This window comes from Kiloniellales bacterium (genome assembly GCA_030066685.1).
Classification (GTDB): Bacteria; Pseudomonadota; Alphaproteobacteria; order Kiloniellales; family JAKSBE01; genus JAKSBE01.
Genome location: JASJBF010000001.1, coordinates 331,943 through 352,904, shown reverse-complemented (window position 1 = coordinate 352,904; position 20,962 = coordinate 331,943). Strand labels below are relative to the sequence as shown.

Here is a 20,962-nt window from a genome sequence, read left to right as displayed (position 1 = left end):
CAGCGCAGACTCCGACCGTCATATTTTCGGCGCAATCCCGCGATAGGCGAATTCCAGCTGCCGATCCGGGAGCCGATAGAGCCGACCGAAGATCCCCTTTGGAGTGAAGATGCCAAGACTTACTGCCGCAGCGATCGGTCTCGCGGCCCTGTTGTGCGTTTCCTTCGGCGCCAGGGCCGAGTTCCAGACCCTGGCGCGAGAGGCCATCCTGGTCGACATGAGCACCAATACGGTGCTCTTCGAGAAGGATGCTGACCTGCCCATGCCGCCGGCCTCGATGAGCAAGATCATGACCTCCTACATGGTCTTCGAGAAGCTGCGCGAGGGCAGCCTTTCCCTGGACGACACCTTCACGGTGTCAGAGAAGGCCTGGCGCAAGGGCGGCTCCAAGATGTTCGTCGAGGTCGGCAAGCAGATCAGGGTCGAGGACCTGCTGCGCGGCGTGATCGTGCAGTCCGGCAACGACGCCTCCATCGTCCTGGCAGAAGGCCTGTCCGGCTCGGAGGAGGCCTTCGCCGAGGCCATGACCGACAAGGCGCGGGAGATCGGCCTGACCAACTCCAGCTTCGCGAACGCCACCGGCTGGCCCGACGAGCGCCAACGGATGTCGGCGCGCGACCTGGCGATCCTGGCGCAGCTGATCATCGAGCAATACCCGGAGTACTATGCCTATTACTCCGAGAAGGAATTCACCTGGAACGACATCCGCCAGGGCAATCGCAACCCGCTGCTCTACCGCAACACTGGGGCCGATGGCCTGAAGACCGGACACACCGAGGAGGCCGGCTATGGCCTCACGGCCTCGGCCGAGCGCAACGGCCGGCGCCTGATCCTGGTCGCGACCGGCTTGGGCAGCATGAAGGAGCGGGGCCGGGAGACCGAACGGATCCTCAACTGGGGCTTCCGCGAGTTCAACAACTACACTTTGTTCAAGGCCGGCGAGAGCGTCGAGGCCGCGGACGTCTGGCTGGGCGACGCCATGAACGTACCGCTGACCTCGCCCGAGGACATCGTGATCACCCTGCCGCGCAAGGCCCGAAAGGACATGGTCGTGACCGCGATCTACGAGCAGCCGGTGCCGGCGCCGATCCAGGAAGGCGACCAGATCGGGACCCTGAGGGTGACCGCCCCGGAAATGGCGCCGCGCGAGTTCCCGCTCTATGCCGGGCATTCGGTCGAGCAGCTCGGGCCGTTTGGGCGGATCGTCTCGGCCCTGATGTACTTCGTGACCGGCGCGCCCTGACGGAAGCCGCCACGCACGACCCCTGCAATCGAGCGCCCCCGATTGACCGCCGGGAGGCGCCCCGGCAGAGTCGCCGCCATGGCGGAGGCGAGGTTCATTACTTTCGAAGGCGGCGAGGGCGCCGGCAAATCGACCCAGGTCGGGCTGCTGGCCGCCGCCTTGCGGGCCGAGGGTCTGGCCGTGGCCGAGACCCGCGAGCCCGGCGGCAGCCCCGGCGCCGAGCAGATCCGCAACCTCCTGGTCGACGGCCCGGCGGAACGCTGGCTGCCGCTGACCGAAGCGCTGCTGCACTCCGCCGCCCGGGCCGAGCACCTGGCGCGGACCGTCCGCCCGGCGCTGGCCGCCGGCACTTGGGTGCTCTGCGACCGTTTCACCGATTCGACCCTGGCCTACCAGGGCTACGGCCACAAGCTCGGCACGGCCCCGGTCGAGGCCTTGCGCGGACTGGTGGCCGAGCGCCCGCGGCCGGACCTCACCCTGGTCATCGACCTGCCGGTCGAGCTGGGCCTGGCCCGGGCCGGCGCGCGCGCCGGCGGGGCGGCGCGCTACGAGGCCATGGGAACTGCCTTTCACCAGCGGGTCCGTGAGGGCTTTCAGGCGATCGCCCGGGCGGAGCCGGAGCGCTGCGCCTTGATCGACGGCCGCGGCGATGCCGATGCGGTGCACCGCGCCGTCTGCAAAGCCGTCACCGAGCGCCTGGGGCTAATCCTGCCATGACCGCTGCTGAGCCGGCGACGATCGGACCGCCGCTGCCGCGTGCCAACCCGCTGTTGCTGGGCCAGGACGCCGCCGAGGCGCGGCTGCTCGAGGCTTTCCATTCCGGTCGGCTCCCGCACGGCTGGCTGATCAGCGGGCCGCGCGGGGTCGGCAAGGCGACCCTGGCCTATCGCTTCGCGCGCTTCGTCCTGGGACAAGGGCAGGGTCGCGCGGCCCAGGAGCCGGGCCTCTTTGGCGCCGATCCTGGCGATCCCCCCGGTAGCCTGGCGGTGCCGGAGGACGGCGAGGCCTTCCGCCTGATCGCCTCGGCCAGCCATCCCGACCTAAGGGTCCTGGAGCGGGGCCAGGACGAGAGCGGCAAGCCGCAGCAGTCGATCAGCGTCGACAGGGTCCGCGCCGCCCTTGGCTTCGTCCACCTGACCCCGGCCTTGGGCGGCTGGCGCCTCATCTTGGTCGACGCCGCCGACGACTTGAACCGCAACGCCGCCAACGCCCTCCTGAAGGCCCTGGAGGAGCCGCCGAAGAACACCCTGCTGCTGCTGCTGGCCCATGCCCCAGGGCGCCTGCTGCCGACCATCCGCTCGCGCTGCTGCCACCTGGTGCTGCCGCCCTTGCCAGACGCCGAGGTGACGCAGCTCCTGGGCCGCTACGCGCCGGAGCTGCCGGCCCAGGAAGCCGCCGGCCTGGTCCAGCTGGCCGAGGGCAGCATCGGCCGGGCCCTGGACCTGGCTTCGCAGGGCGGGCTCGGGCTCTATGCCGAGCTGGTCGCACTCTTGGCCGAGCTGCCGCGGACGGACTTCGCCAAGCTCAAGGCCCTGGCCGAACGGCTTGGCCGCGACCGCTCCGGGGCCGCCTTCCGCACCGCGAGCGATCTGCTGCTCTGGTGGCTGGCGCGCCTGGCCCGGGCCGCGGCCCAGGGCCGGCAGCCGGAGGAGATCGTGGCCGGGGAGGGCGCCCTGCTCGGCCGTCTGCTGGCCCAGGGCAATCTTGCGCAGGCCGCGAGCCTGTGGGAGAAGTTGCACCGCCTGTTCGGCCGTGCCGAGGCGGTCAACCTCGACCGCCGGCAGGTCTTCATGGCCGCCTTCCAAGAGCTCGAGGCCCTCGCGGCCTGATCCCGAAGGCCCGGTAAGTCTCCGAGGAGTTGTCCATGTCCGCCGCGGACAAGACGCCGTACTACATCACGACCGCGATCTCCTACGTCAATGGTGCGCCCCACCTGGGGCATGCCTACGAGGCCATCGCGACGGATGTCATGGCGCGCTTCAAGCGGCTGGACGGTTACGACGTGCATTTCCTGACCGGGACCGACGAGCACGGCCAGAAGGTCGAGCAGTTCGCCGGCGCCGCGGGCAAGGAGCCCAAGGCCTTCTGCGACGAGATCGCCGGCCTGTTCCGCGCAATGGGCGGCTACCTCGACATCTCAAACGACGACTTCATCCGGACCACCGAGGCCCGGCATGTCACCTCCAGCCAGGCGATCTGGCGAAAGCTGGAGGCGGCCGGAGACATCTACCTCGGCAAGTACGCCGGCTGGTACTCGGTGCGCGACGAGGCCTTCTTCGCCGAGGACGAGCTGACCAAGGACGGCGAGGGCAGGTTCCTGGCGCCGTCCGGCGCGCCGGTCGACTGGGTCGAGGAGCCGACCTACTTCTTCCGGCTCTCGGCCTACGCCGACAAGCTGCTGGCGCACTACGCGGCCAACCCGGACTTCATTCTGCCGCATTACCGGCGCAACGAGGTCGAGAACTTCATCAAGCAGGGGCTGCTCGACCTCTCGATCTCGCGCACCACCTTCCGCTGGGGCATCCCGGTGCCGGGCGACGCCGACCACATCATGTACGTCTGGCTCGACGCCCTGACCAACTACATCACCGGCGTCGGCTATCCGGACGAGGACTGCGAGGCCTTCAAGACCTACTGGCCCGCAGACCTGCACGTCATCGGCAAGGACATCCTGCGCTTCCACACGATCTACTGGCCGGCCTTCCTGATGTCCGCCGGCCTGCCGCTGCCCAAGCGGGTCTTCGCCCACGGCTTCCTCAACGTCGAGGGCCAGAAGATGTCCAAGTCGCTGGGCAACGTTCTCTCGCCCCAGGCCATCGTCGAGGAATTCGGCCTGGACCAGCTGCGCTATTACCTGCTGCGCGAGGTGCCCTTCGGCAATGACGGCAGCATCTCGCGCGAGAGCCTGATTCGTCGCAGCAACAGCGACTTGGCCAACGACTTTGGCAACCTGGGTCAGCGCATCCTGTCGATGATTGCCAAGAACTGCGAGGGCCGGGTGCCGGCGCCCGGTGCCTTCGCGGACGCCGACCGGGCTCTGCTCGACCAGGCTGCGGGGCTGCTCGACCGGCTGCGCGCGCACTACGAGGTCCAGGCCTTCCACAAGGCGCTGGAAGCGACCTGGGAGCTCGTCGGCGCCGCGAACCGCTACGTTGACGAGCAGGCGCCTTGGGCTTTGAGAAAGACCGATCCGGCCCGGATGGCGACGGTGCTCTACGTCGGCGCCGAGGTGCTGCGCCACCTGGCAATCGTGAGCCAGCCGGTGATGCCGCAGTCCATGGCCCGGCTGCTTGACCAACTCGGCGTCGCGGAAGCGGACCGCGATGCGGCGGCGCTTCCGTCGCCGCTTGCTGTCGGCAGGGAGCTGCCGAAGCCGCAGGGAGTCTTCCCGCGCTTCGTCGAGGAAGAGGAAACGGCCTCCTGATCGCTTTCCGACGGCGCGGGCGCGTCCCTTCGCTGCGGTCGCGCCCGCACGATTCAGCTTTGGTTAACACTTCGCCGCCTATCGTTTCCAACCGCGTTCCGAAAGGGATGCCGCTGAGCAATCAGCCGAAGGCGGAAGCGATGAAGAAACCGACCTCGGGCAGGGGACTGACCAAAGCGCCGCCGCAGCCGCGCCGTTTCTCCCTGACCAGCCGATTCAAGAGCGGCCTGCTCCTCGCCGGCCGGCGCCCCGCGGCGGTCCGCCTCGGCCTCGAACCCGCAACGCCGCGCCGCCGCTAGATCAAGCTGCGTTGACGCGGGCAGCGGTGCCGCGCTATCAGCACGCCTCGTAGAAGATCCGGCCTCGCGCCGGGACGTCGCGATGCGATGTCTCGGATCGGGGCCAGCCCTGTGAGACCGGACGATGCTGATCGATTCCCACTGTCACCTCGACTACCTGGCGCGCGACGGCGACCTCGAGGAGATCGTCGGCCGGGCGCGCCGGGCCGGGGTCTCGGCGATGGTGACGATCTGCACCAAGCTCTCCGAGTTCGACGTCGTCCGGGGTATTGCGCAGCGCTTTCCCGAGGTTTCCTGTTCGGTCGGCGTGCATCCGCACGAAGCGGCGGAGGAGGGGCAGGAGACCCCGGAGCGGCTCTGTGCCCTGGCGGACCTGCCGGAGGTCGTCGGCATCGGCGAGACGGGCCTCGACTACTTCTACGAACACAGCCCGAGGGAGGCGCAGCAGCGCAGCTTTCGCAGCCACATCGCGGCCGCCCGGGAGACCGGCCTGCCGCTCATCGTCCACACCCGGGACGCCGATGCGGATACCGTCACGATCCTGCGGGAGGAAGCCGAAGCCGGCGCCCTGAACGGCGTGATCCACTGCTTCACCGCGGGCCCGGCGCTGGCCGAGGCGGCCCTGGACCTGGGCTTCTACATCGGCGTCTCCGGAATCATGACCTTCAAGAAGGCGGAAGAACTACGCGAGACCCTGCGCCGGGTACCCCTGGAGCGCCTGCTGGTCGAGACCGACGCGCCCTACCTGGCGCCGGTGCCGCGGCGGGGCAAGCGGAACGAGCCGGCCTTCGTGGTTCATACGGCGGCGGCCCTGGCCGAGCTCAAGGCTGTCACTGCAGATGAGCTTGCTCAGGTAACCACTAATAATTTCTATGATTTATTTGACAGGGCGGCGCGGCCCGCCGCGGCATGAAGGTCACGATTCTGGGCTGCGGCGGCTCCGGTGGCGTGCCGCTGGTCGGCGGCGAATGGGGCCGCTGCGATCCGACGAACCCGCGCAACCGGCGACGCCGAGTCTCGGTCCTGGTCGAGACCAGCGACGCCAGCATCCTGATCGATGCGTCACCGGACCTGCGCGCCCAACTGCTCGATGCCGGCGTCACCGGGCTCGACGCCGTGCTCTTCACCCATCACCATGCCGACCACTGCCACGGTCTGGACGACCTGCGGTCCTTGGTCTATCGGCGGAAGGCGCCGATCCCGGCCTTCATGGACGCCGAGACCCAGGCCATGCTGACTTTGCGCTTCGCCTATGCTTTCACCTCGAGCTGCCCGCCGGGCAGCTTCTACCGGCCGCTGCTCGAAGATCATGTGGTCGAGGACGCCTTCGAAGCCGCCGGCGTTGAGGTCACGCCCTTCGTCCAGGGCCATGGCGAGGAGGGCCGGTCGCTCGGATTCCGGATCGGCGACATGGCCTATTCGACCGACGTCTCGGACCTGGACGACGCGGCCTTCGCGGCGCTGGACGGCGTCCGGCTGTGGATCGTCGACTGCCTGCAGGACGGGCCGCATCCCACGCACTCCCACACGGAGCAGACCTTGGCCTGGATCGAGCGCCTGAAGCCCGAGCGGGCCTTGCTGACCCATATGAACCACAAGACGGACTACGCCGAGCTCAAGAGCCGCTGTCCGGCGGGCGTCGAGCCGGCCTACGACGGCCAGGTGGTCGAGATCAGCGGCGCCTGAAGGCCTTGGACGCCCGGCAGTGCCAGGGTATCGTGTATTTTCCATAATATACATTATGCGCGATTTGTGTTGGCAGAGGCATCGCCTGCCGCTGCTGACTGGCATCTCCCCTCGCGCCAGAACAAGTCGGCGGCGGACACCGCCTCAGTCCAGTGCGCCGTTCTCGCCGAGGCGGCGTGCCAGATAGAGATAGAAGTCCCAGACGGTGCCTTCGTAGTCGGCGGGCGCCAGAGGGCTGCGCGCGAGGTGACGCGAGCCCAGGCCCTTCTGCAGGCTCTCGAGGGTCACCTTGTCCTCGGCGTTGAAGGCCCGGACCAGGCCTTCGTAGTCGCGGGCGGCCTTTCTGCCCGCCTCTCCGGGATGCGCGAGCAGGCCCCAGCGGACCCTCAAGGCGCCCGGCCCATTGGCGAAGATGCAGAGGTAGAGGACCGTGCTGGGCCCCAGCGCGATCACGAGGTTGGGAAAGACGCTGAACAGCAGGCTGCTGTTGCGCTCCTGCGCGGTCAGCGCTTCGGGAAAGGGCCTGCGCTGCGGCGTGCCGGGCCGGTAGTTGCCCCGGTAGGCGCTGCAGCCCTCGCCGACCTCGAGCCGCTCGCAGAGCGTGCTCGGCATCATGGGGTGCAGCGTCTTGGGGTGCATCGGGCTGAGGTGATAGGCCTCCATGAAGTTCTCGACCAGGCACTTCCAGTTGGCGGCCCAGGCCTCTTCCTCGACCAGCACGGCCTTTCGGTGCTCGATGCCGTAGTTCTCGATCAGGGCTTCGAGGGTCCCGAGCCGCTTTGCCAGGGGCTTGGTCGCGCCTCCCAGGTTGGCAAAGACGAAGCCGCGCCAGATTTCGCTGGCGAAGACCGGCAGGCGGCAGGCCGCCTTGTCGAAGCCCGCAACCTGATCCATATGCGGCGCGCTCTTTAAGCGGCCGTCGAGCCCGTAGCTCCAGGCGTGGTAAGGGCACACAAAAACACGTTTGTTTCCAGCGCCTTGCAGGAGAACGGTGCCACGGTGACGGCAGACGTTGGACAGCACGCGGACCGGCCCGTCGGCGTCACGGCAGACGATCAGGGGCTCGCCGGCCAGCTCGCTCGTGAAGTAGTCGCCGGGCGCCGGGATGTCGGACTCGTGCCCCAGGCAGACCCATTCGCGCCGGAAGAGGTGTTCCTGCTCCAAGGCGAAAAAGGCCTCGGAGGTGAAGGCGCCGGGCGGCAGCGTGTGCGCCTCTTCCGCCGGCGTTCCGGGCAGCGCGCGCAGCTCCGCCTTGAGGGCTTCCAAGCTCTGCCGGTCCTGCGTCATCCCAGCCCCTGTTCCCCGGACACCGCCGGACTTAGACGATCCTAGGCTTGTCCGGCCGTGGCTTGTCAATTCTCGAGCCGGCTATCCCCTCACCAGGTTGAGGCGCCGTTCGGCGACGCGGACCTCGAGCCGGCGGCCCCAGTCGAAGCCGAGGTGGTCGGCCTCGATGCCGTCGGCGAAGACCACGCCGCCGCTTTGCATGTGCGACAGCACCTCGAGTGCGGCGCCGTCGCCCAGCCGGCCGGCCGACAGGGCGGTGCCGGTGGTCGCGCTGGGCCAGGGCTCGCGGACGAAGAACCCGAGTTCGCGTGCGACGGGATCGAGCTCCAGAGTGATCCGGCGGCTCTCCATGATCGAGCGGGCCCAGCCCGTGGCCCCGGTCCCGGTGGCGACGATGATCCCGGAAGAGGACTGTTCCTCGACCTGCCCGTCCCGGGACAGCCGGTAGCGGGCCGACTGGTGGCTGCGATGGCCTACGAAGATCTCGTTGAGGGCCAGAAGGCTCTGGCCGTCGTCCAGGCGGGCCTCGGCCATGGTACGGGGCTCCAGATCCGCCGTGCCCTCGGCCGCCGGCAGCAGAAGCCCGCCGGTCGCCGCCGGTGGCAGCGGCACCAGGAGCCCGGGATTGACCTCCGGCTCCGGGTTGATCCCCAGGACCGGCTGCCCGTCCAGGTACTTCGCCAGGTTGGCAACCAGGCCGTCCTGGCCGACCGCGATCACCACATCCTCGGGGCCGAAGAGGAAGCGGTCCAGGTCGCCCCGGCGGATCAGGGAGCGACGCCAGTCCAGCGGGATCGCCGTGCGGACCTGTTGCAGCGCGGCCTGGAATCGTGTGTGGCGCGCCTCGACCGCCTCCAGGCTCTGGCCGCGGCTTTTCAGGAAGAAGCGCGCCTGCTCCCGGGTGGCGTGGCGCGCGAGCAGAGCTTCGTAGTCTGTCTCGCGCGTCACGACCACGGCGCGGGCCGCGGTGCTGGCCATGGCCCGCCCGCCTAGTCGGCGCCCGTCTGGGCGTCGTGCTCGAGGCGCTTGGCTCCCGCACGGGCCAGATAGCCCAGCAGGCTGCCCAGCAGGTCCGGCGTGACGCTGAGGTGCTCGATCGAGGTCAGCTTGCCGGCGAACTCCCGGGCCGCCAGGGCCAGGAGGACGTCGCGCGGCAGGTCGCGGTAGACCTCCATGCGCGCCTTCTCGGTCTCGGCGCGGGCCTGGCCGACGACCCGGATCCGCTCGGCCTCCCCGGCCGCCGCGATCTGCCGGGCCTCGGCCTCGCCGGTCGCGCGGTTGCGGGCGTTCTCGTCTTCCTGGGCGATGAGCTGGCTTTCCCGGCGTGCGAGTTCGATGCGGTTCTGCAGCTCGTTCTCGGCGATCGCCCGCTCCTTCTCGACCGCCAGGGCCCGGCGCTCGAAGGTTGCCTGATCGGCGCGCTGCTGCAGGGCCTCGAAGGTCGGGGTCTGCAGGGCCCGGTCCAGCTCGGCCGAGGGCGCCAGGTCCGCTAGGCGGACCGTGACCGCCTCGATCCCCATATCGGTCAGGCGCTCGGCCGAGGTCAGGCCGCGCTCGACGCAGGCCTGGACCGGCGCCGGGCCATTTTCCAGCAGCTCGCCGATCGGCAGCTCCGCCAGGTAGCGCAGCGCCTCCTGACGTGCGAGCCCGGTCAAGAGGCTCGCAACCTGGTCAATAGGTTCATTGAGATAGGCGCCGGTCTTCAAGTCGATCGTGAAGTCCAGGCGCTCGGCGAGCCCCTCGGGATCGGCGACCCGCCAGGTGATCAGCCCCTGCACCGTGACCTCCTGAAAGTCCTTGGAGCGGCCCCGGAACAGAAAGGGCATGTCGCGGTCGTCCATCGGGATCTCGGCGATGCTGGCGCCGTCGGGGCGGAACCAGAAGGCCAGGCCCCTGCCCGCCCTGTGCTTGCGGCCCTTGCGGTAGTGGGTCACGTGAACGCTGGCTTCGCTGCGCAGGTGGCGCAGAAAGGGATAGCGGCGGATCTCGGCCATGTCTCAACCCTCCTGGTTCTGGCCCGGACCGGCGGCTTTCGGCGCGAGGAAGCGATAGAGCTCGGCCGGCCGGTAGGTGACTCCGCTCTCCCGCTCTCCGGTCGCCTGCAGGACGCCCTTGTCGAGCATCCGGCGGCGGAAGGCGGGCTTGTTCATGCGGCGATTGAGGATCGCCTCGTGGACCTCCTGGAGCTGGCGCAGGGTGAAGCGCTCCGGCAGAAGCTCGAAGCCGACCGGGCTGTAGTCCAGCTTGCCGCGCAGCCGCTTGACCGCCATGCCGAGGATCTCGGCGTGGTCGAAGGCGAGCGGCTCGGTCTCGCCGTCGGCGGAGCAGATGGCGACCGCGCCCCCGGTCTCGCCCGCCCAGGGCACGAGGATTTCAAACAAGGAAAGCTCGGCCGAGGCTTTCAGTGCCTCGTCGAACCGCCCGGCTTCCACCAGGGCGTAGTAGGCCACGGTGATGACGCGGGCGCGGGGGTCGCGGTCGATCGCGCCGAAGGTGAAGAGCTGCTCCATGAAGACGCCGGACATCTGCGCCTTCTCGCGCAGAATCCGCTCCGCCGCTTCTTCGAGCGATTCGTCGATGCGCACGAAGCCGCCCGGCAGAGACCAGGCACCCTGGAACGGCGCCCGGTCGCGGCGCAGCAGGAGCACGCTCAGACGCCCCTCGCGGACCGAAAGCAGCGCCAGGTCGACCGTGACCGACGGCCGCTCGTAGGCCCTGGGATCGTCGGGAGCGCTTTCTGTCGTCTGTCCGGCCTTGCCGCTCATGGCTTCGGTTCCCAGAGATATATCTATTTCGCGTATTACATATTATCAGATCGCACATATGTCAAGGTTTATGTCAAGGCCAGGGTCCCCGGGGACGCTGCCTCGGCGCCCCGTCTCGGCCATGGCCCGGGGCGCCCGGCTTGGCTAAGATCCGGCGCTATGACCGACGAATCGATCCAAGCCGAAGCGCAGACCCGGCGCCTGCTCGAGATCATGGCCCGGTTGCGCGATCCGAAGCACGGCTGTCCCTGGGACATCGAGCAGGACTTCCGCAGCATCGCCCCCTACACCATCGAGGAGGCCTACGAGGTGGCGGCGGCCATCGAGGCCGACGATATGGGCGAGCTGCGCGACGAGCTCGGCGACCTGCTGCTCCAGGTCGTCTTCCACGCCCGCATGGCCGAGGAGGCCGGCGCCTTCGACTTCACCCAGGTCGCCGCCGCGATCTCCGACAAGATGGAGCGCCGCCACCCCCACGTCTTCGGCGAGACCGAGGTCGGGGGCGCGGCCGCCCAGCGCCGGGCCTGGGAGGAGCACAAGGCCCAGGAGCGCGCCGCCAAGGGTGATGGCGAGAGCGTCCTCGGCGGCGTGGCCCTCGCCCTGCCCGCCCTGATGCGCGCGGAGAAGCTGCAGAAGCGCGCTGCCCGAGTCGGCTTCGACTGGCCGGAAGCCGCCCAGGTCTTTGCGAAGATCGAAGAAGAGGTCTCTGAATTGAAAGAGGAAATGACCTGCGGCGGCGACCGGGAGCGGTTGGAGGACGAGATCGGCGACCTCTTCTTCGCCCTGGTCAACCTGGCGCGCCACCTCACGATCGATCCCGAGGTCGCCCTGCGCCGCTGCAACGCCAAGTTCGAGCGGCGCTTCCGGGCCATCGAGACCGCCCTCGCCGCCCAGGGCCGCGGCCCCGCGGAAGCTTCCTTGGACGAACTCGAAGGCCTTTGGCAGGCGGCAAAAGCCTCGGAGGGCTGAGAGCCAGCAGGCTCAGGGCGCGCCTGGCGTTCCCCCGGTGGTGACCACGGCGTCGCCGTAAAGCTCCTCGTGGAGCAAGCGCCAGGAGGCCTCGTCCGGTGCCAGGAGGAGCCCGCGGCTTTCGCGCCGGCGCGGCGAATAGGGCCGGTCCTCGGCGGTCCAGGCGTAGCCGCCCGCCTCGGCGTGCAGGAGAACGCCCGGCGCGTGGTCCCAGGGCATCAGCTTGGTGAAGAGGCTGTAGTGCATCTCGCCGGCGGCCAGGCGCAGGTACTCCGCCCCGGCGCAGCGCAGGCTGCGGATCGCGCCCAGCTTGCCGCGCTTGGCCCGGATCCGCTCGCGCAGCTCCGAGCCGCCGAACTGGCCGGCATGAAGCGTCCCGGTCATCTCACCGAGGGCGGCGGCGGCGGCGACCTGGAGACGGTGCCCCTCGATCCAGCTGCCGCTGCCCCGCTCCGCCACGCCGGTCCGCTCGCCGGGCACGTCGTGGATCCAGGCGGCGCAGATCTCTCCCCGCTCGACCAGGGCCAGCATCATCGCGAAGACCGGCACGCCTTCGGCGAAGTTGGTGGTGCCATCGATGGGATCGATCAGCCAGACCGCTTCGTCCCGGGCCAGATTCGCGAAGACCTCGGGATCGGCGGCGGCGGCCTCCTCGCCGACCACCAGGGAACCCGGCAGGAGGGCGCGCAGGCGCTGCGTCAGGCGCCGCTCCGCGGCTTCGTCGGCGACGGTCACGACCTCGCCGCCCGCCTTGATCCGCTTGTCCTCTTCGTCGAGGCTGCGGAACCGCGGGAGCACCTCTTCGGCTGCCGTCTCCAGCAGGACCCGGGTGACCTCTTCGATCGAGACGGTCACAGGCCGCTCACTCCGCCGCGGCCTCCCGCTGCGCGCCGTAGCGCTGCTCGAAGCGGGCCAGGGCCGCCGGGCTCAGGCTGATGCACATGTGCGTCTTGCCCTCGACCTCCCGACGCTCCAGGACCCGGCCGTGCTCGTGGAGCCAGGCGATGGCGGCCCCTTCCTCCGGCCCGAGGGTCAGTTCGACCCGCTTGTGGTCTCGCACCAGCCGCGCCTCGACGGCCTGCAGTAGCTCGGGCAGGCCCTCGCCGGTCAGGGCCGAGCAGGCCAGGACCTCCGGCTTGCGTGCGGCGCGCTCGCGCACCGCCTGCCGCTGTGCCGGGGTCAGGCTGTCGATCTTGTTGAGCGCCTCGAGCATGGGCTCTTCGGCGCCGGCCTCCAGGCCGAGGTCGGCGAGGATAGCCAGGACGTCCTGGCGCTGGGCCTCGCTGTCGGGGTTGGCGATGTCCCGGACGTGGAGGATCAGGTCGGCCTCGACCACCTCCTCCAGGGTGGCCCGGAAGGCTGCCACCAGGTCGGTCGGCAGGTCGGAAATGAAGCCGACGGTGTCGGAGAGGATGGCCTCCAGGCCGCCCGGCAGGCGCACCAGGCGCATGGTCGGATCCAGGGTCGCGAAGAGCATGTCGTGCGCGAGCTGCGCATCGCCGGTGATCCTGTTGAAAAGCGTCGACTTTCCGGCGTTGGTGTAGCCGACTAGGGCGACCACCGGATAGGGCACGCGCTGACGCGCCCGGCGATGCAGGCCGCGCCGGCGCTTGACCTTCTCGAGCTCGGCCTTGATCCGCGTGATCCGCTCCGAGATCAGGCGCCGGTCGATCTCCAGCTGGCTCTCGCCCGGGCCGCCGAGGAAGCCGAAGCCGCCACGCTGCCGCTCCAGGTGGGTCCAAGAGCGCACCAGGCGCGAGCGCTGGTAGTTCAAGGCCGCCAGCTCGACCTGCAGGCTGCCCTCCTTGGTCCTGGCCCGGGCGCCGAAGATCTCGAGGATCAGCCCGGTCCGATCGATAACCTTGGTCTTCCAAGCCTTTTCGAGATTGCGCTGCTGCACCGGGGACAGCGCCCGGTCGACCAGCACAAGATCGGCCCGGCAGGCCGAGACGGTCCCGGCCAGGCGCTCGACGGTGCCTTGACCGAAGAGAGTCGCCGGCCGCGGCCGCGGGAGTGTTGCAACTTCAGCGTGTACGACCTCGAGATCGATGGCTGCGGCGAGGCTCACGGCTTCGGCCAGGCGCCCCTCGGCAGCGCGTCGGCTCTGCCGCGCCTCTGCCAGGGCCGGATGCAGCACCACGACGCGGCCGGTCGAGCTTTCCTTTCCCGCCGGTGCCGCTGCGCTGGGATCCTCCCGATTCAATCTGAGATCCTTAAGGTTCGCTCCGTCAGGACCCCTCTCCTTCCTTGGACGGCTCGAAGAGCTGCACCGGCGTCGACGGCATTACGGTAGAGATGGCGTGCTTGTAGACAAGCTGCGAGTGTGCATCGCGCCGCAGCAGGACGCAGAAATTGTCGAACCAAGTGATCACGCCTTGGAGCTTGACACCGTTGACCAGGAATACGGTGACCGGAACCTTGTTCTTGCGGACGTGATTCAGAAAAACGTCCTGAACGTTTTGTGATTTCTCCGCCGCCATGCGACCCCCTCACGTTTCGTTTTCGTCTCAGCTGCGGCTCCAGAAACCGCTGGAGCTAGGACCGTTTGCCTAACTGTACCGGGAGACCCCGCGCACGTGGCACGAGCAGAGACAAACCTTAAGGTTGAGTATCACGTATTCACCGGGATGAAAACTCAGACTTCCCAATAGATGCCATAAGCTCAGCGCAGGTCGCCGCGTGCCGGCAGGGCGGATGCGCGGCGAATTCGCCCGGTGCCGGTGCGGCTTCGCGCAGCAGGATCGCCGTGCAGCCGGCCGCCTGCGCGCAGGCCATGTCGATGTCCGTGTCGCCGACGAACCAGACCTCCGGCCCGGCCGTCAGACCGGACCCCGCCAGCGCCAGGTCGATCGCCGCAGGGTCCGGCTTGTCCGCCGCGGCATCCTCGGCGCCGACCAGGCGGCCGAACCACCGCTCCCAGCCCAGATGGGCCGCCTCGCGGCGCAGGATGCTGCCCTTCTTGTTGCTGACCACGCCCAGGTAGCGGCGGCTCTCGGCCAGGTCCGCCAGCATCTCCTCGATGCCGGGCAGCGCCCGGAGCCGCTTCAGGTGCTCCCGCTCGTAGGTGCCGTAGAAGATCGCCATGGCCTCCTCGGCGCGGCCGCCGAAGAGCTCGGGAAAGCTGTCACGGGCCGAGGCGCGGACCCGGGCGCGGGTCTCCTCCAAGGTCCAGGTCGGCTGGCCCATGGCCCGCAGGGTCACGTTCAGGGCCTGGTGGATGACCGCCCAGGTGTCGACCAGGGTGTTGTCCCAGTCGAAGAGCAGGGCCCGCGGCCTCGGCAGGCTCACGCGGGCCCCGTGCCGGCTGCGTAGCCCTCGTAGACCTCGCGCAGCCGCTGGGTCAGGATCCCGGGATGGCCGTTGCCCACCGGGCGGTCGTCGATCCGCGTGACCGGCATGACGAAGTTGGTGCTGGAGGTGATGAAGGCCTCCCGGGCTTCCAGGGCCTCCTCGACGGTGAAGGCGCGCTCCTCCAGCTCGACGCCCTCGCCCTCGGCCAGGCGCAACAAGGACACGCGTGTGATGCCGTTGAGGATGGCGTTGCCGGCTTCCCGGGTCACCAGCTTGTTGTCCCCGGTCACGATCCAGGCGTTGGTCGAGGTGCCTTCGGTCACCCGACCGTCCTCGGCGACCATCCAGGCCTCGAAGGCCCCGGCCTCGACCGCCGCCTGCTTGCCCAACACATTGGGAAGCAGGGATACCGACTTGATATCGCAGCGTTTCCAACGAATGTCGGGGACCGTGATCACGGCGACGCCTTCGGCCAGTTGCGCGGCGCTGTGCGGCTTGGTCTGCCGGGTGGTCATGACCAGGGCGGGCGTCGCGGCCTTCGGGAACTTGTGGTCCCGGGGCGCCACCCCGCGGGTCACCTGCATGTAGAGAAAGCCGTTGCTCAGGCGGTTGCGGCGCATGAGCTCGTGGCTGATAAGCTTCAGGGCCGCCCGCGACACCGGCATGGGGATCCTGAGCTCTGCCAGGGACCGCTCGAGCCGGTCGAGGTGGGGATCCTCGTCGACCAGCGCGCCGCGCACCACCGGCACCACCTCGTAGACGCCGTCGGCGAACTGGTAGCCGCGGTCCTCGATGTGCACCGTCGCGTCGCCCTGCGGCAGGTAGCGCCCGTTCACGTAAGCCTGTCTCGCCATGGCGTCTTGTACCCCTTCTCCCTGGTGGCGCCGCTAGAAGAACTCGAGCCGGACGGCGAAGAGCTTTTCCACCGACTTGACGGCGCTGGACGCCGCGAAGATCACGACCTGATCCTTAGGTTTGATCACGGTGTCGCCGCGCGGGATGATGACCTCCTCGCCGCGGACGATGGCGCCGACCATGACTCCCTCGGGCAGGTCGGCCTCGCGCAGCGGGACCCCGACCAGGCTCGAGGTCTCCAGCGCTTCCGCCTCGATGATCTCGCCGAAGCCCTCGGACAGGGAGTGCACCGATCGGATCCGGCCCTGGCGCACGTGCTGCAGGATGGTCGAGACAGTGATCTCGCGCGGGCTGACCACGGTGTCGATGCCCAGGGTCCCGATCAGGGGGCTGTAGGTCGTCGAGTTGACCAGGGTGACCGCGCGCTGCGAGCCGAAGCGCTTGGCCAGCAGGGAGGTCAAGATGTTGACCTCGTCGTCGTTGGAGACCGCGATCACGGTCTCGGTCGCCTTGACGTTGGCCTCTTCCAGGATCTCCTGGTCCAGCGCGTCGCCGTGGATGACCACCGTGCGCTTGAGCTGCTGTGCCACGTACTCGGCGCGCTCCTTGTTGATCTCGATCAGCTTGAGCGCCACGTGGGGATACTTGTCCTCGACGATTTCCGCCAGGCTCAGGCCGATGTTCCCGCCGCCGACGATGATCACCCGGCGGGCCTCCTTCTCCTCGTGGCCGAAGGCGACCATGGCCCGCGTCAGGTGCTCGGTCTCCGCCACGAAGTAGACGTCGTCGCCGTCGAGCATGACGTCCTCGGGGGCGACCACGATGGCGCGGCCGTCGCGCTGCAGCCCGATGACCAGGATGTGGAGGTCCGGGAAAAGGCCGGTGAGCTGGCGCAGCGGGGTGTCGAGGATCGGCGTCTCCGGCGTGCAATGGACGCCGATCAGGCTGACCTTGCCGTCTGCCAGGGGAATGACGTCGAAGGCCCCCGGCACCTCCAGCCGGCGGCTGATCGCCCGTGCGACCTCGATCTCCGGCGAGATGATCACGTCGATCGGCAGATGGTCCCGGCTGAAGAGGTCTGACCACAAGGGGTTCAAGTAGCTCTGATGGCGAACGCGGGCGATCTTGGTGGTGACGTCGAAGAGCGAATGGCAGATCTGGCAGGCCACCATGTTGACCTCGTCCGCGTAGGTCACCGCAATCACCATGTCGGCGTCGGGTGCGCCGGCCCGCTCGAGGATGTCAGGGTGCGAGGCGAAGCCGACCAGCCCCTGGACGTCGAGGGAGTCGGCGATCTTGGTGACCAGAGCCTCGGACTGGTCGATCAGGGTGATGTCGGCGCCCTCGCTGGACAGGTAGCGCGCGATGTTGAAGCCGACCTGGCCGGCCCCGCAGATGATCACCTTCATGAACCGCCACCGTTGCTCGGCGGACGGTCGGGGGAGGTCGAGATGCCGAGCGAGCGCAGCTTGCGGTGCAGCGCCGAGCGCTCCATGCCGATGAAGCCGGCGGTCCGGGAGATGTTGCCGCCGAAGCGGGTGACCTGGGCCTCCAGGTACTGCCGCTCGAAGACCTCCCGCGCCTCGCGCAGCGGCAGGGACATGATCTCGCCGCCGTTGCCGCCGCGCAGGGCCGCCGGCGCGATTTCTCCGATGTCCGCGGGCAGCATGTCCGCGCCAACCGGCTCGCCGGGGTCGCCCGGGGCCATGATCAGGATCCAGTCGAGGACGTTGCGCAGCTGCCGCACGTTGCCGGGCCAGCCGTAGCCTTGCAGGACCGCCAGGGAATCGCTGGTCAGGCGGCGCGGCGGCAAGCCGGTCGCCTCGGCCGAGCGCTCGATGAAATGCCTGGCGAGCAAGGGGATGTCCTCGCGCCGGTCGGCTAGGGCCGGCACCGACAGGGGCACCACGTTCAGACGGTAGAAGAGGTCCTCCCGGAAGCGGCCCTCGCGCATCAGGCTCGCCAGGTCCCGGTTGGTCGAGGCGATGACCCGGACGTCCACCTGCACCACGCCCTCGCCGCCCAGGCGGCGAAAGGTCTGCTCCTGCAGGACCCGGACGATCTTGCCCTGGGTCTCCAGCGGCATGTCGGCGACCTCGTCGAGCAGGAGCGTGCCCCGGTGGGCGCGCTCGAAGGTGCCCAGCTTGCGGGGCGAGTCGCCGCCCTCGGCGCCGGCCTCCGCGCCAAAGAGCTCGCTTTCCAGGCGGTCGGGATGCATGGCCGCGCAGTTCAGCGCGACGAAGGCCTCGGCGGCGCGGGCCGAGTTCTGATGGATCAGGCGCGCCACGACCTCCTTGCCGGCACCGGCCGGTCCGGTGATCAACACCCGGCTGCCGGTGCGCGCTACCTTGTCGATCGCTTGCCTCAGATGGTTGATCGCGGAGGAGGTGCCGATCAGGTCGCTGTCCGGTCCGACCCGCAGGCGCAGTTCCTCGTTCTCGCTGCGCAGCTCCGCGGCCTCGAGGGCGCGCTCCACGACCAGGAGCAGGCGGTCGGACTTGAAGGGCTTCTCGATGAAGTCGTAGGCGCCCAGCTTGATCGCCTGGACCGCGGTCCCGATCGTGCCGTGGCCGCTGATGATCACCACCGGCAGGGTCGGATCGACTCGCTTCAGCTTGGTCAGCACCTCGATGCCGTCCAGCTCGCTGTTCTGGAGCCAGACGTCGAGGATCACCAGGTCGGGCCGGCGCTTGCGGATCTCATCCAGGGTTTCGGTGCTGTTCGAGGCCTCGCGGGTCTCATAGCCCTCGTCGGCCAGGATGCCGGTGATCAGCATCCGGATGTCGGCTTCGTCGTCGACGATCAGTATCTCACGCGCCATGGCTTCTCGCCTTTGCCAAACCCTGTTGCGAAGCTCACTCGGCGGCTGACGCCTGCTTCCGGACGCCCGGTCCCTCGCTGGCGCGCAGGAACAGACAGACGGTCGCACCCCCGCCCTCCTTGTCGGCCAGCCTAAGGTCGCCGCCGTGGTCCTCCATGATCTTCTTGACGATCGCGAGGCCCAGTCCGGTGCCGTGCTTGCGGGTGGTGATGTAGGGCTCGGTCAGACGGTCCCGGTCCTTCTTCGGCAGACCGCGGCCGTTGTCCTCGACCCGGATCTCAAGCGCTTCCTCGAGGCGTCCCAGCGAGACCCGGATTTCGCCGCCGTCGGCCTCGCCGTCCCTGGCGATCCGCTCCTCGATCGATTCGACGGCGTTCTGCAGCAGGTTGGTCAGCGCCTGACTGATCTGCTGGCGGTCGAAGTTCGCCTGGACGGCCGCCTCGGGCAGGTCGGTGTCGAAGCGGATCCCGGGATGGGCCGAGCGCTGCAGGAAGACCGCCTGGCGGATGACGTCGGTCAGGCTCTCCTCCTGCATCACCGGGGCCGGCATCCGGGCGAAGTTGGAGAACTCGTTGACCATCCGCCCGATGTCCCCGACATGGCGCACGATGGTGTCGGTGCAGATTTCGAAGGTCTCCTTGTCGCTCTGGATCTCGTCCAGGTACTTGCGCTTCAGACGTTCCGCCGAGAGCTGAATCGGGGTCAGCGGGTTCTTGATCTCGTGGGCGATGCGCCGCGCGATATCGGCCCAGGCGGCCTTGCGCTGCGCCGACATCAACTCGGAAATGTCGTCGAAAGTGACGACGAAGCCCAGAATCCCGTGGCCGCCCCGCTCCGTCGTGATCCGAACCAGCAGGGTGCGGGTCGTGCCATCCGGCTGGTTGAGCGTGATCTGGTGCTGGTGGTCGCGGCGCACGTTGTCGGCCTTGTCCAGCAGTTCGCGCAGTTCCGGAATCACCTCGCTCAGGCGCTTGCCGCGCAGCTCTTCGGGTTCCGCGGACAGCAGCTCGCAGGCCGAGCGGTTGGGCAGGGTAATCCGGCCCTGGTGGTCCAGGCCGATCACGCCGGCGCTGACGCCCGACAGCACGGCCTCGGTGAAGCGGCCACGCTGGTCCAACTCCTTGTTCGCGTCGATCAGCGCGCGCTGCTGGCTTTCCAGCTGGCCGGTCATGCGGTTGAAGGCCCGCGACAGCCAGCCGATCTCATCGCCGCTGTCAGGCTCCGGGACACGAGCCGCCAGGTCGCCCTGGCGTACCTGGTTGGCCGCCGAGATCAGGTCTTGAATCGGTCGTGACAGCTGGTTGGCGAAAGCCAGTCCAACCCAGGTCGCGGCCAGGAGCAAGAGCAGCGCCACGACCACGAAGATCGCCGCGAAGGTGATCTGGAAGCCCTCGCGCTGGCGCTCCAGGGCCTTGTAGATGGTCGAGGCGTTGCTGGCCCGGTCGGTATGGGCCAGGACCCGCGGATCGACCAGGCGGCCGACGACCAGGAAAGTGTTCTGGAAGGCATCCAGGCGGACCAGGGCGCGGACCCGGTCGTCGGTGTCCGCGGTCAGGATCACCACCTCGCCTTCGCGGCTCTGCTCGAAGGCCCAGTCCGGGATCGCCGGATCGAAGTCCAAGAGCAGCCCGATCCCGGCCCGGCCCAGGACCCGGCCGCTGGAATCGAAGACCACGGCTTCGGTCAGGGAGCGCAAGGCGGCGTGGGCGGCCAGGAACTGGGTGAAGCGGGCGCGGTTGAACAGCAGCACCTGGCCCTCCCGGTTCAGGTCCTGCGCCATCGCCAGGGCATCGCCGCCGATGGTCTGGCGGTGTTCTTCGAGGTAGGCCTTGGCGACAGCGAAGGATTCCTCCACGGCGGTGCTGACCCGATCCGAGAACCAGCCCTGGAGTGCGAAGCTGAAATACAGCACGGAGAAGACCGAGACCACGATAGTCGGGGTCACCGCGACCAGGCCGAAGAGCACCGCCAGGCGGCTGTGCAGGCGCGCGCCGGCAATGCCCCGGCGGCGCGCGGTCCAGAGGGCCACCATGCGGCGCAGCACCAGGATGCCCAGCCCTAGAAGCAGGACCAGATCCAGGTTCAACAGAATCAGGATCGCGCGCGGGCCGGTGGTCTTGGCCGATTCGCCGGTCATCGCCCAATAGGTCGCGATGCCCGATGCGATCGCCGCGATCATCAGACCGACGGCAAGCTTGCGCTCGAGATTGATCCGGCGCGCCCAGTCGAGGAAGTCCTTCAGGGCTTGGCGCAGCGCCGAGCCCGCATCATCTCCTGGCATCGATTGGCTTCACGCGTCGTTGAAGGTCGTTGCAGGAAGGC

General features: G+C 68.8%; 20 protein-coding genes. 8 read left to right on the top strand and 12 right to left on the bottom strand.

Features of this window, described 5'->3' with window-relative positions; all coding sequences use genetic code 11:
• The first annotated feature begins 109 nt into the window (after positions 1–109).
• The 7 genes from QNJ30_01650 (at position 110) to QNJ30_01620 (ending at position 6,652) form a co-directional block, all read left to right on the top strand.
• Positions 110–1,243, top strand: a complete 1,134-nt coding sequence (locus tag QNJ30_01650; GenBank protein MDJ0942140.1) for a D-alanyl-D-alanine carboxypeptidase family protein — start codon at positions 110–112, stop codon at positions 1,241–1,243.
• Positions 1,244–1,321: 78 nt separating this feature from the next.
• A complete protein-coding gene (gene tmk / locus QNJ30_01645) occupies positions 1,322–1,960 on the top strand; it encodes a dTMP kinase (protein MDJ0942139.1) in 639 nt (212 codons plus the stop codon).
• Positions 1,957–3,072: a DNA polymerase III subunit delta' gene (locus QNJ30_01640; protein MDJ0942138.1), complete on the top strand. Its 1,116-nt coding sequence runs from the start codon at positions 1,957–1,959 to the stop codon at positions 3,070–3,072. The genes tmk and QNJ30_01640 overlap by 4 nt, the downstream gene beginning before the upstream one ends.
• 35 nt (positions 3,073–3,107) lie before the next feature.
• Positions 3,108–4,667, top strand: a complete 1,560-nt coding sequence (gene metG, locus QNJ30_01635; GenBank protein ID MDJ0942137.1) for a methionine--tRNA ligase — start codon at positions 3,108–3,110, stop codon at positions 4,665–4,667.
• A 140-nt stretch (positions 4,668–4,807) separates the two neighbouring features.
• Positions 4,808–4,966, top strand: coding sequence for a hypothetical protein (locus QNJ30_01630; protein MDJ0942136.1), 159 nt, complete (start codon positions 4,808–4,810; stop codon positions 4,964–4,966).
• A 124-nt stretch (positions 4,967–5,090) separates the two neighbouring features.
• Positions 5,091–5,879, top strand: a complete 789-nt coding sequence (locus QNJ30_01625) for a TatD family hydrolase (GenBank protein ID MDJ0942135.1) — start codon at positions 5,091–5,093, stop codon at positions 5,877–5,879.
• Positions 5,876–6,652: an MBL fold metallo-hydrolase gene (locus tag QNJ30_01620; protein MDJ0942134.1), complete on the top strand. Its 777-nt coding sequence runs from the start codon at positions 5,876–5,878 to the stop codon at positions 6,650–6,652. The genes QNJ30_01625 and QNJ30_01620 overlap by 4 nt, the downstream gene beginning before the upstream one ends.
• Positions 6,653–6,796: 144 nt before the next feature.
• On the opposite strand, the gene QNJ30_01615 is transcribed toward QNJ30_01620, so the two are convergent.
• The 4 genes from QNJ30_01615 to QNJ30_01600 form a co-directional block, all read right to left on the bottom strand.
• Positions 6,797–7,939 (bottom strand): aromatic ring-hydroxylating dioxygenase subunit alpha, encoded by a 1,143-nt coding sequence (locus tag QNJ30_01615; GenBank protein ID MDJ0942133.1) that lies wholly within the window; start codon positions 7,937–7,939, stop codon positions 6,797–6,799.
• Between the two features lie 81 nt (positions 7,940–8,020).
• Complete coding sequence (locus QNJ30_01610; protein MDJ0942132.1) at positions 8,021–8,917, bottom strand: hypothetical protein; 897 nt, start codon at positions 8,915–8,917, stop codon at positions 8,021–8,023.
• Positions 8,918–8,928: 11 nt separating this feature from the next.
• Positions 8,929–9,933, bottom strand: coding sequence for an SPFH domain-containing protein (locus QNJ30_01605; protein ID MDJ0942131.1), 1,005 nt, complete (start codon positions 9,931–9,933; stop codon positions 8,929–8,931).
• Between the two features lie 3 nt (positions 9,934–9,936).
• Entirely contained in the window at positions 9,937–10,704 is a 768-nt protein-coding gene (locus tag QNJ30_01600) for an NUDIX domain-containing protein (protein MDJ0942130.1), read from the bottom strand.
• A gap of 159 nt (positions 10,705–10,863) precedes the next feature.
• Here QNJ30_01600 and mazG point away from each other — a divergent pair, with 159 nt between their 5' ends.
• Positions 10,864–11,673: a nucleoside triphosphate pyrophosphohydrolase gene (gene mazG, locus QNJ30_01595; protein MDJ0942129.1), complete on the top strand. Its 810-nt coding sequence runs from the start codon at positions 10,864–10,866 to the stop codon at positions 11,671–11,673.
• 12 nt (positions 11,674–11,685) lie between these two features.
• On the opposite strand, the gene QNJ30_01590 is transcribed toward mazG, so the two are convergent.
• From QNJ30_01590 to QNJ30_01555, 8 genes are all read right to left on the bottom strand, one after another.
• Positions 11,686–12,528 (bottom strand): inositol monophosphatase, encoded by an 843-nt coding sequence (locus tag QNJ30_01590; protein ID MDJ0942128.1) that lies wholly within the window; start codon positions 12,526–12,528, stop codon positions 11,686–11,688.
• Positions 12,529–12,535: 7 nt separating this feature from the next.
• On the bottom strand, positions 12,536–13,810 hold the full coding sequence (hflX, locus tag QNJ30_01585) for a GTPase HflX (GenBank protein ID MDJ0942127.1): 1,275 nt from the start codon (positions 13,808–13,810) through the stop codon (positions 12,536–12,538).
• 91 nt (positions 13,811–13,901) lie between these two features.
• On the bottom strand, positions 13,902–14,153 hold the full coding sequence (gene hfq / locus QNJ30_01580) for an RNA chaperone Hfq (GenBank protein ID MDJ0942126.1): 252 nt from the start codon (positions 14,151–14,153) through the stop codon (positions 13,902–13,904).
• Positions 14,154–14,292: 139 nt separating this feature from the next.
• Positions 14,293–14,961 carry an HAD family hydrolase gene (locus tag QNJ30_01575; GenBank protein ID MDJ0942125.1) on the bottom strand — a complete coding sequence of 223 codons (669 nt, stop codon included), beginning with the start codon at positions 14,959–14,961 and terminating at the stop codon, positions 14,293–14,295.
• Positions 14,958–15,818, bottom strand: coding sequence for a D-amino-acid transaminase (locus QNJ30_01570; protein ID MDJ0942124.1), 861 nt, complete (start codon positions 15,816–15,818; stop codon positions 14,958–14,960). The genes QNJ30_01575 and QNJ30_01570 overlap by 4 nt, the downstream gene beginning before the upstream one ends.
• Before the next feature lie 33 nt (positions 15,819–15,851).
• A complete protein-coding gene (gene trkA / locus QNJ30_01565; protein MDJ0942123.1) occupies positions 15,852–17,228 on the bottom strand; it encodes a Trk system potassium transporter TrkA in 1,377 nt (458 codons plus the stop codon).
• Positions 17,225–18,640: a sigma-54 dependent transcriptional regulator gene (locus QNJ30_01560; protein MDJ0942122.1), complete on the bottom strand. Its 1,416-nt coding sequence runs from the start codon at positions 18,638–18,640 to the stop codon at positions 17,225–17,227. The genes trkA and QNJ30_01560 overlap by 4 nt, the downstream gene beginning before the upstream one ends.
• Before the next feature lie 34 nt (positions 18,641–18,674).
• The gene (locus QNJ30_01555) at positions 18,675–20,921 is read right to left on the bottom strand and encodes a PAS domain-containing sensor histidine kinase (protein ID MDJ0942121.1); all 2,247 of its coding nucleotides are present in this window, start codon (positions 20,919–20,921) and stop codon (positions 18,675–18,677) included.
• Positions 20,922–20,962 lie beyond the last annotated feature (41 nt).

Coding starts and splice junctions, on each gene's coding strand:
- QNJ30_01650 (MDJ0942140.1), top strand. CDS start 110: ATGCCAAGACTTACTGCCGCAGCGATCGGTCTCGCGGCCCTGTTGTGC.
- tmk (MDJ0942139.1), top strand. CDS start 1,322: ATGGCGGAGGCGAGGTTCATTACTTTCGAAGGCGGCGAGGGCGCCGGC.
- QNJ30_01640 (MDJ0942138.1), top strand. CDS start 1,957: ATGACCGCTGCTGAGCCGGCGACGATCGGACCGCCGCTGCCGCGTGCC.
- metG (MDJ0942137.1), top strand. CDS start 3,108: ATGTCCGCCGCGGACAAGACGCCGTACTACATCACGACCGCGATCTCC.
- QNJ30_01630 (MDJ0942136.1), top strand. CDS start 4,808: ATGAAGAAACCGACCTCGGGCAGGGGACTGACCAAAGCGCCGCCGCAG.
- QNJ30_01625 (MDJ0942135.1), top strand. CDS start 5,091: ATGCTGATCGATTCCCACTGTCACCTCGACTACCTGGCGCGCGACGGC.
- QNJ30_01620 (MDJ0942134.1), top strand. CDS start 5,876: ATGAAGGTCACGATTCTGGGCTGCGGCGGCTCCGGTGGCGTGCCGCTG.
- QNJ30_01615 (MDJ0942133.1), bottom strand. CDS start 7,939: ATGACGCAGGACCGGCAGAGCTTGGAAGCCCTCAAGGCGGAGCTGCGC.
- QNJ30_01610 (MDJ0942132.1), bottom strand. CDS start 8,917: ATGGCCAGCACCGCGGCCCGCGCCGTGGTCGTGACGCGCGAGACAGAC.
- QNJ30_01605 (MDJ0942131.1), bottom strand. CDS start 9,933: ATGGCCGAGATCCGCCGCTATCCCTTTCTGCGCCACCTGCGCAGCGAA.
- QNJ30_01600 (MDJ0942130.1), bottom strand. CDS start 10,704: ATGAGCGGCAAGGCCGGACAGACGACAGAAAGCGCTCCCGACGATCCC.
- mazG (MDJ0942129.1), top strand. CDS start 10,864: ATGACCGACGAATCGATCCAAGCCGAAGCGCAGACCCGGCGCCTGCTC.
- hfq (MDJ0942126.1), bottom strand. CDS start 14,153: ATGGCGGCGGAGAAATCACAAAACGTTCAGGACGTTTTTCTGAATCAC.
- QNJ30_01570 (MDJ0942124.1), bottom strand. CDS start 15,818: ATGGCGAGACAGGCTTACGTGAACGGGCGCTACCTGCCGCAGGGCGAC.
- trkA (MDJ0942123.1), bottom strand. CDS start 17,228: ATGAAGGTGATCATCTGCGGGGCCGGCCAGGTCGGCTTCAACATCGCG.
- QNJ30_01560 (MDJ0942122.1), bottom strand. CDS start 18,640: ATGGCGCGTGAGATACTGATCGTCGACGACGAAGCCGACATCCGGATG.
- QNJ30_01555 (MDJ0942121.1), bottom strand. CDS start 20,921: ATGCCAGGAGATGATGCGGGCTCGGCGCTGCGCCAAGCCCTGAAGGAC.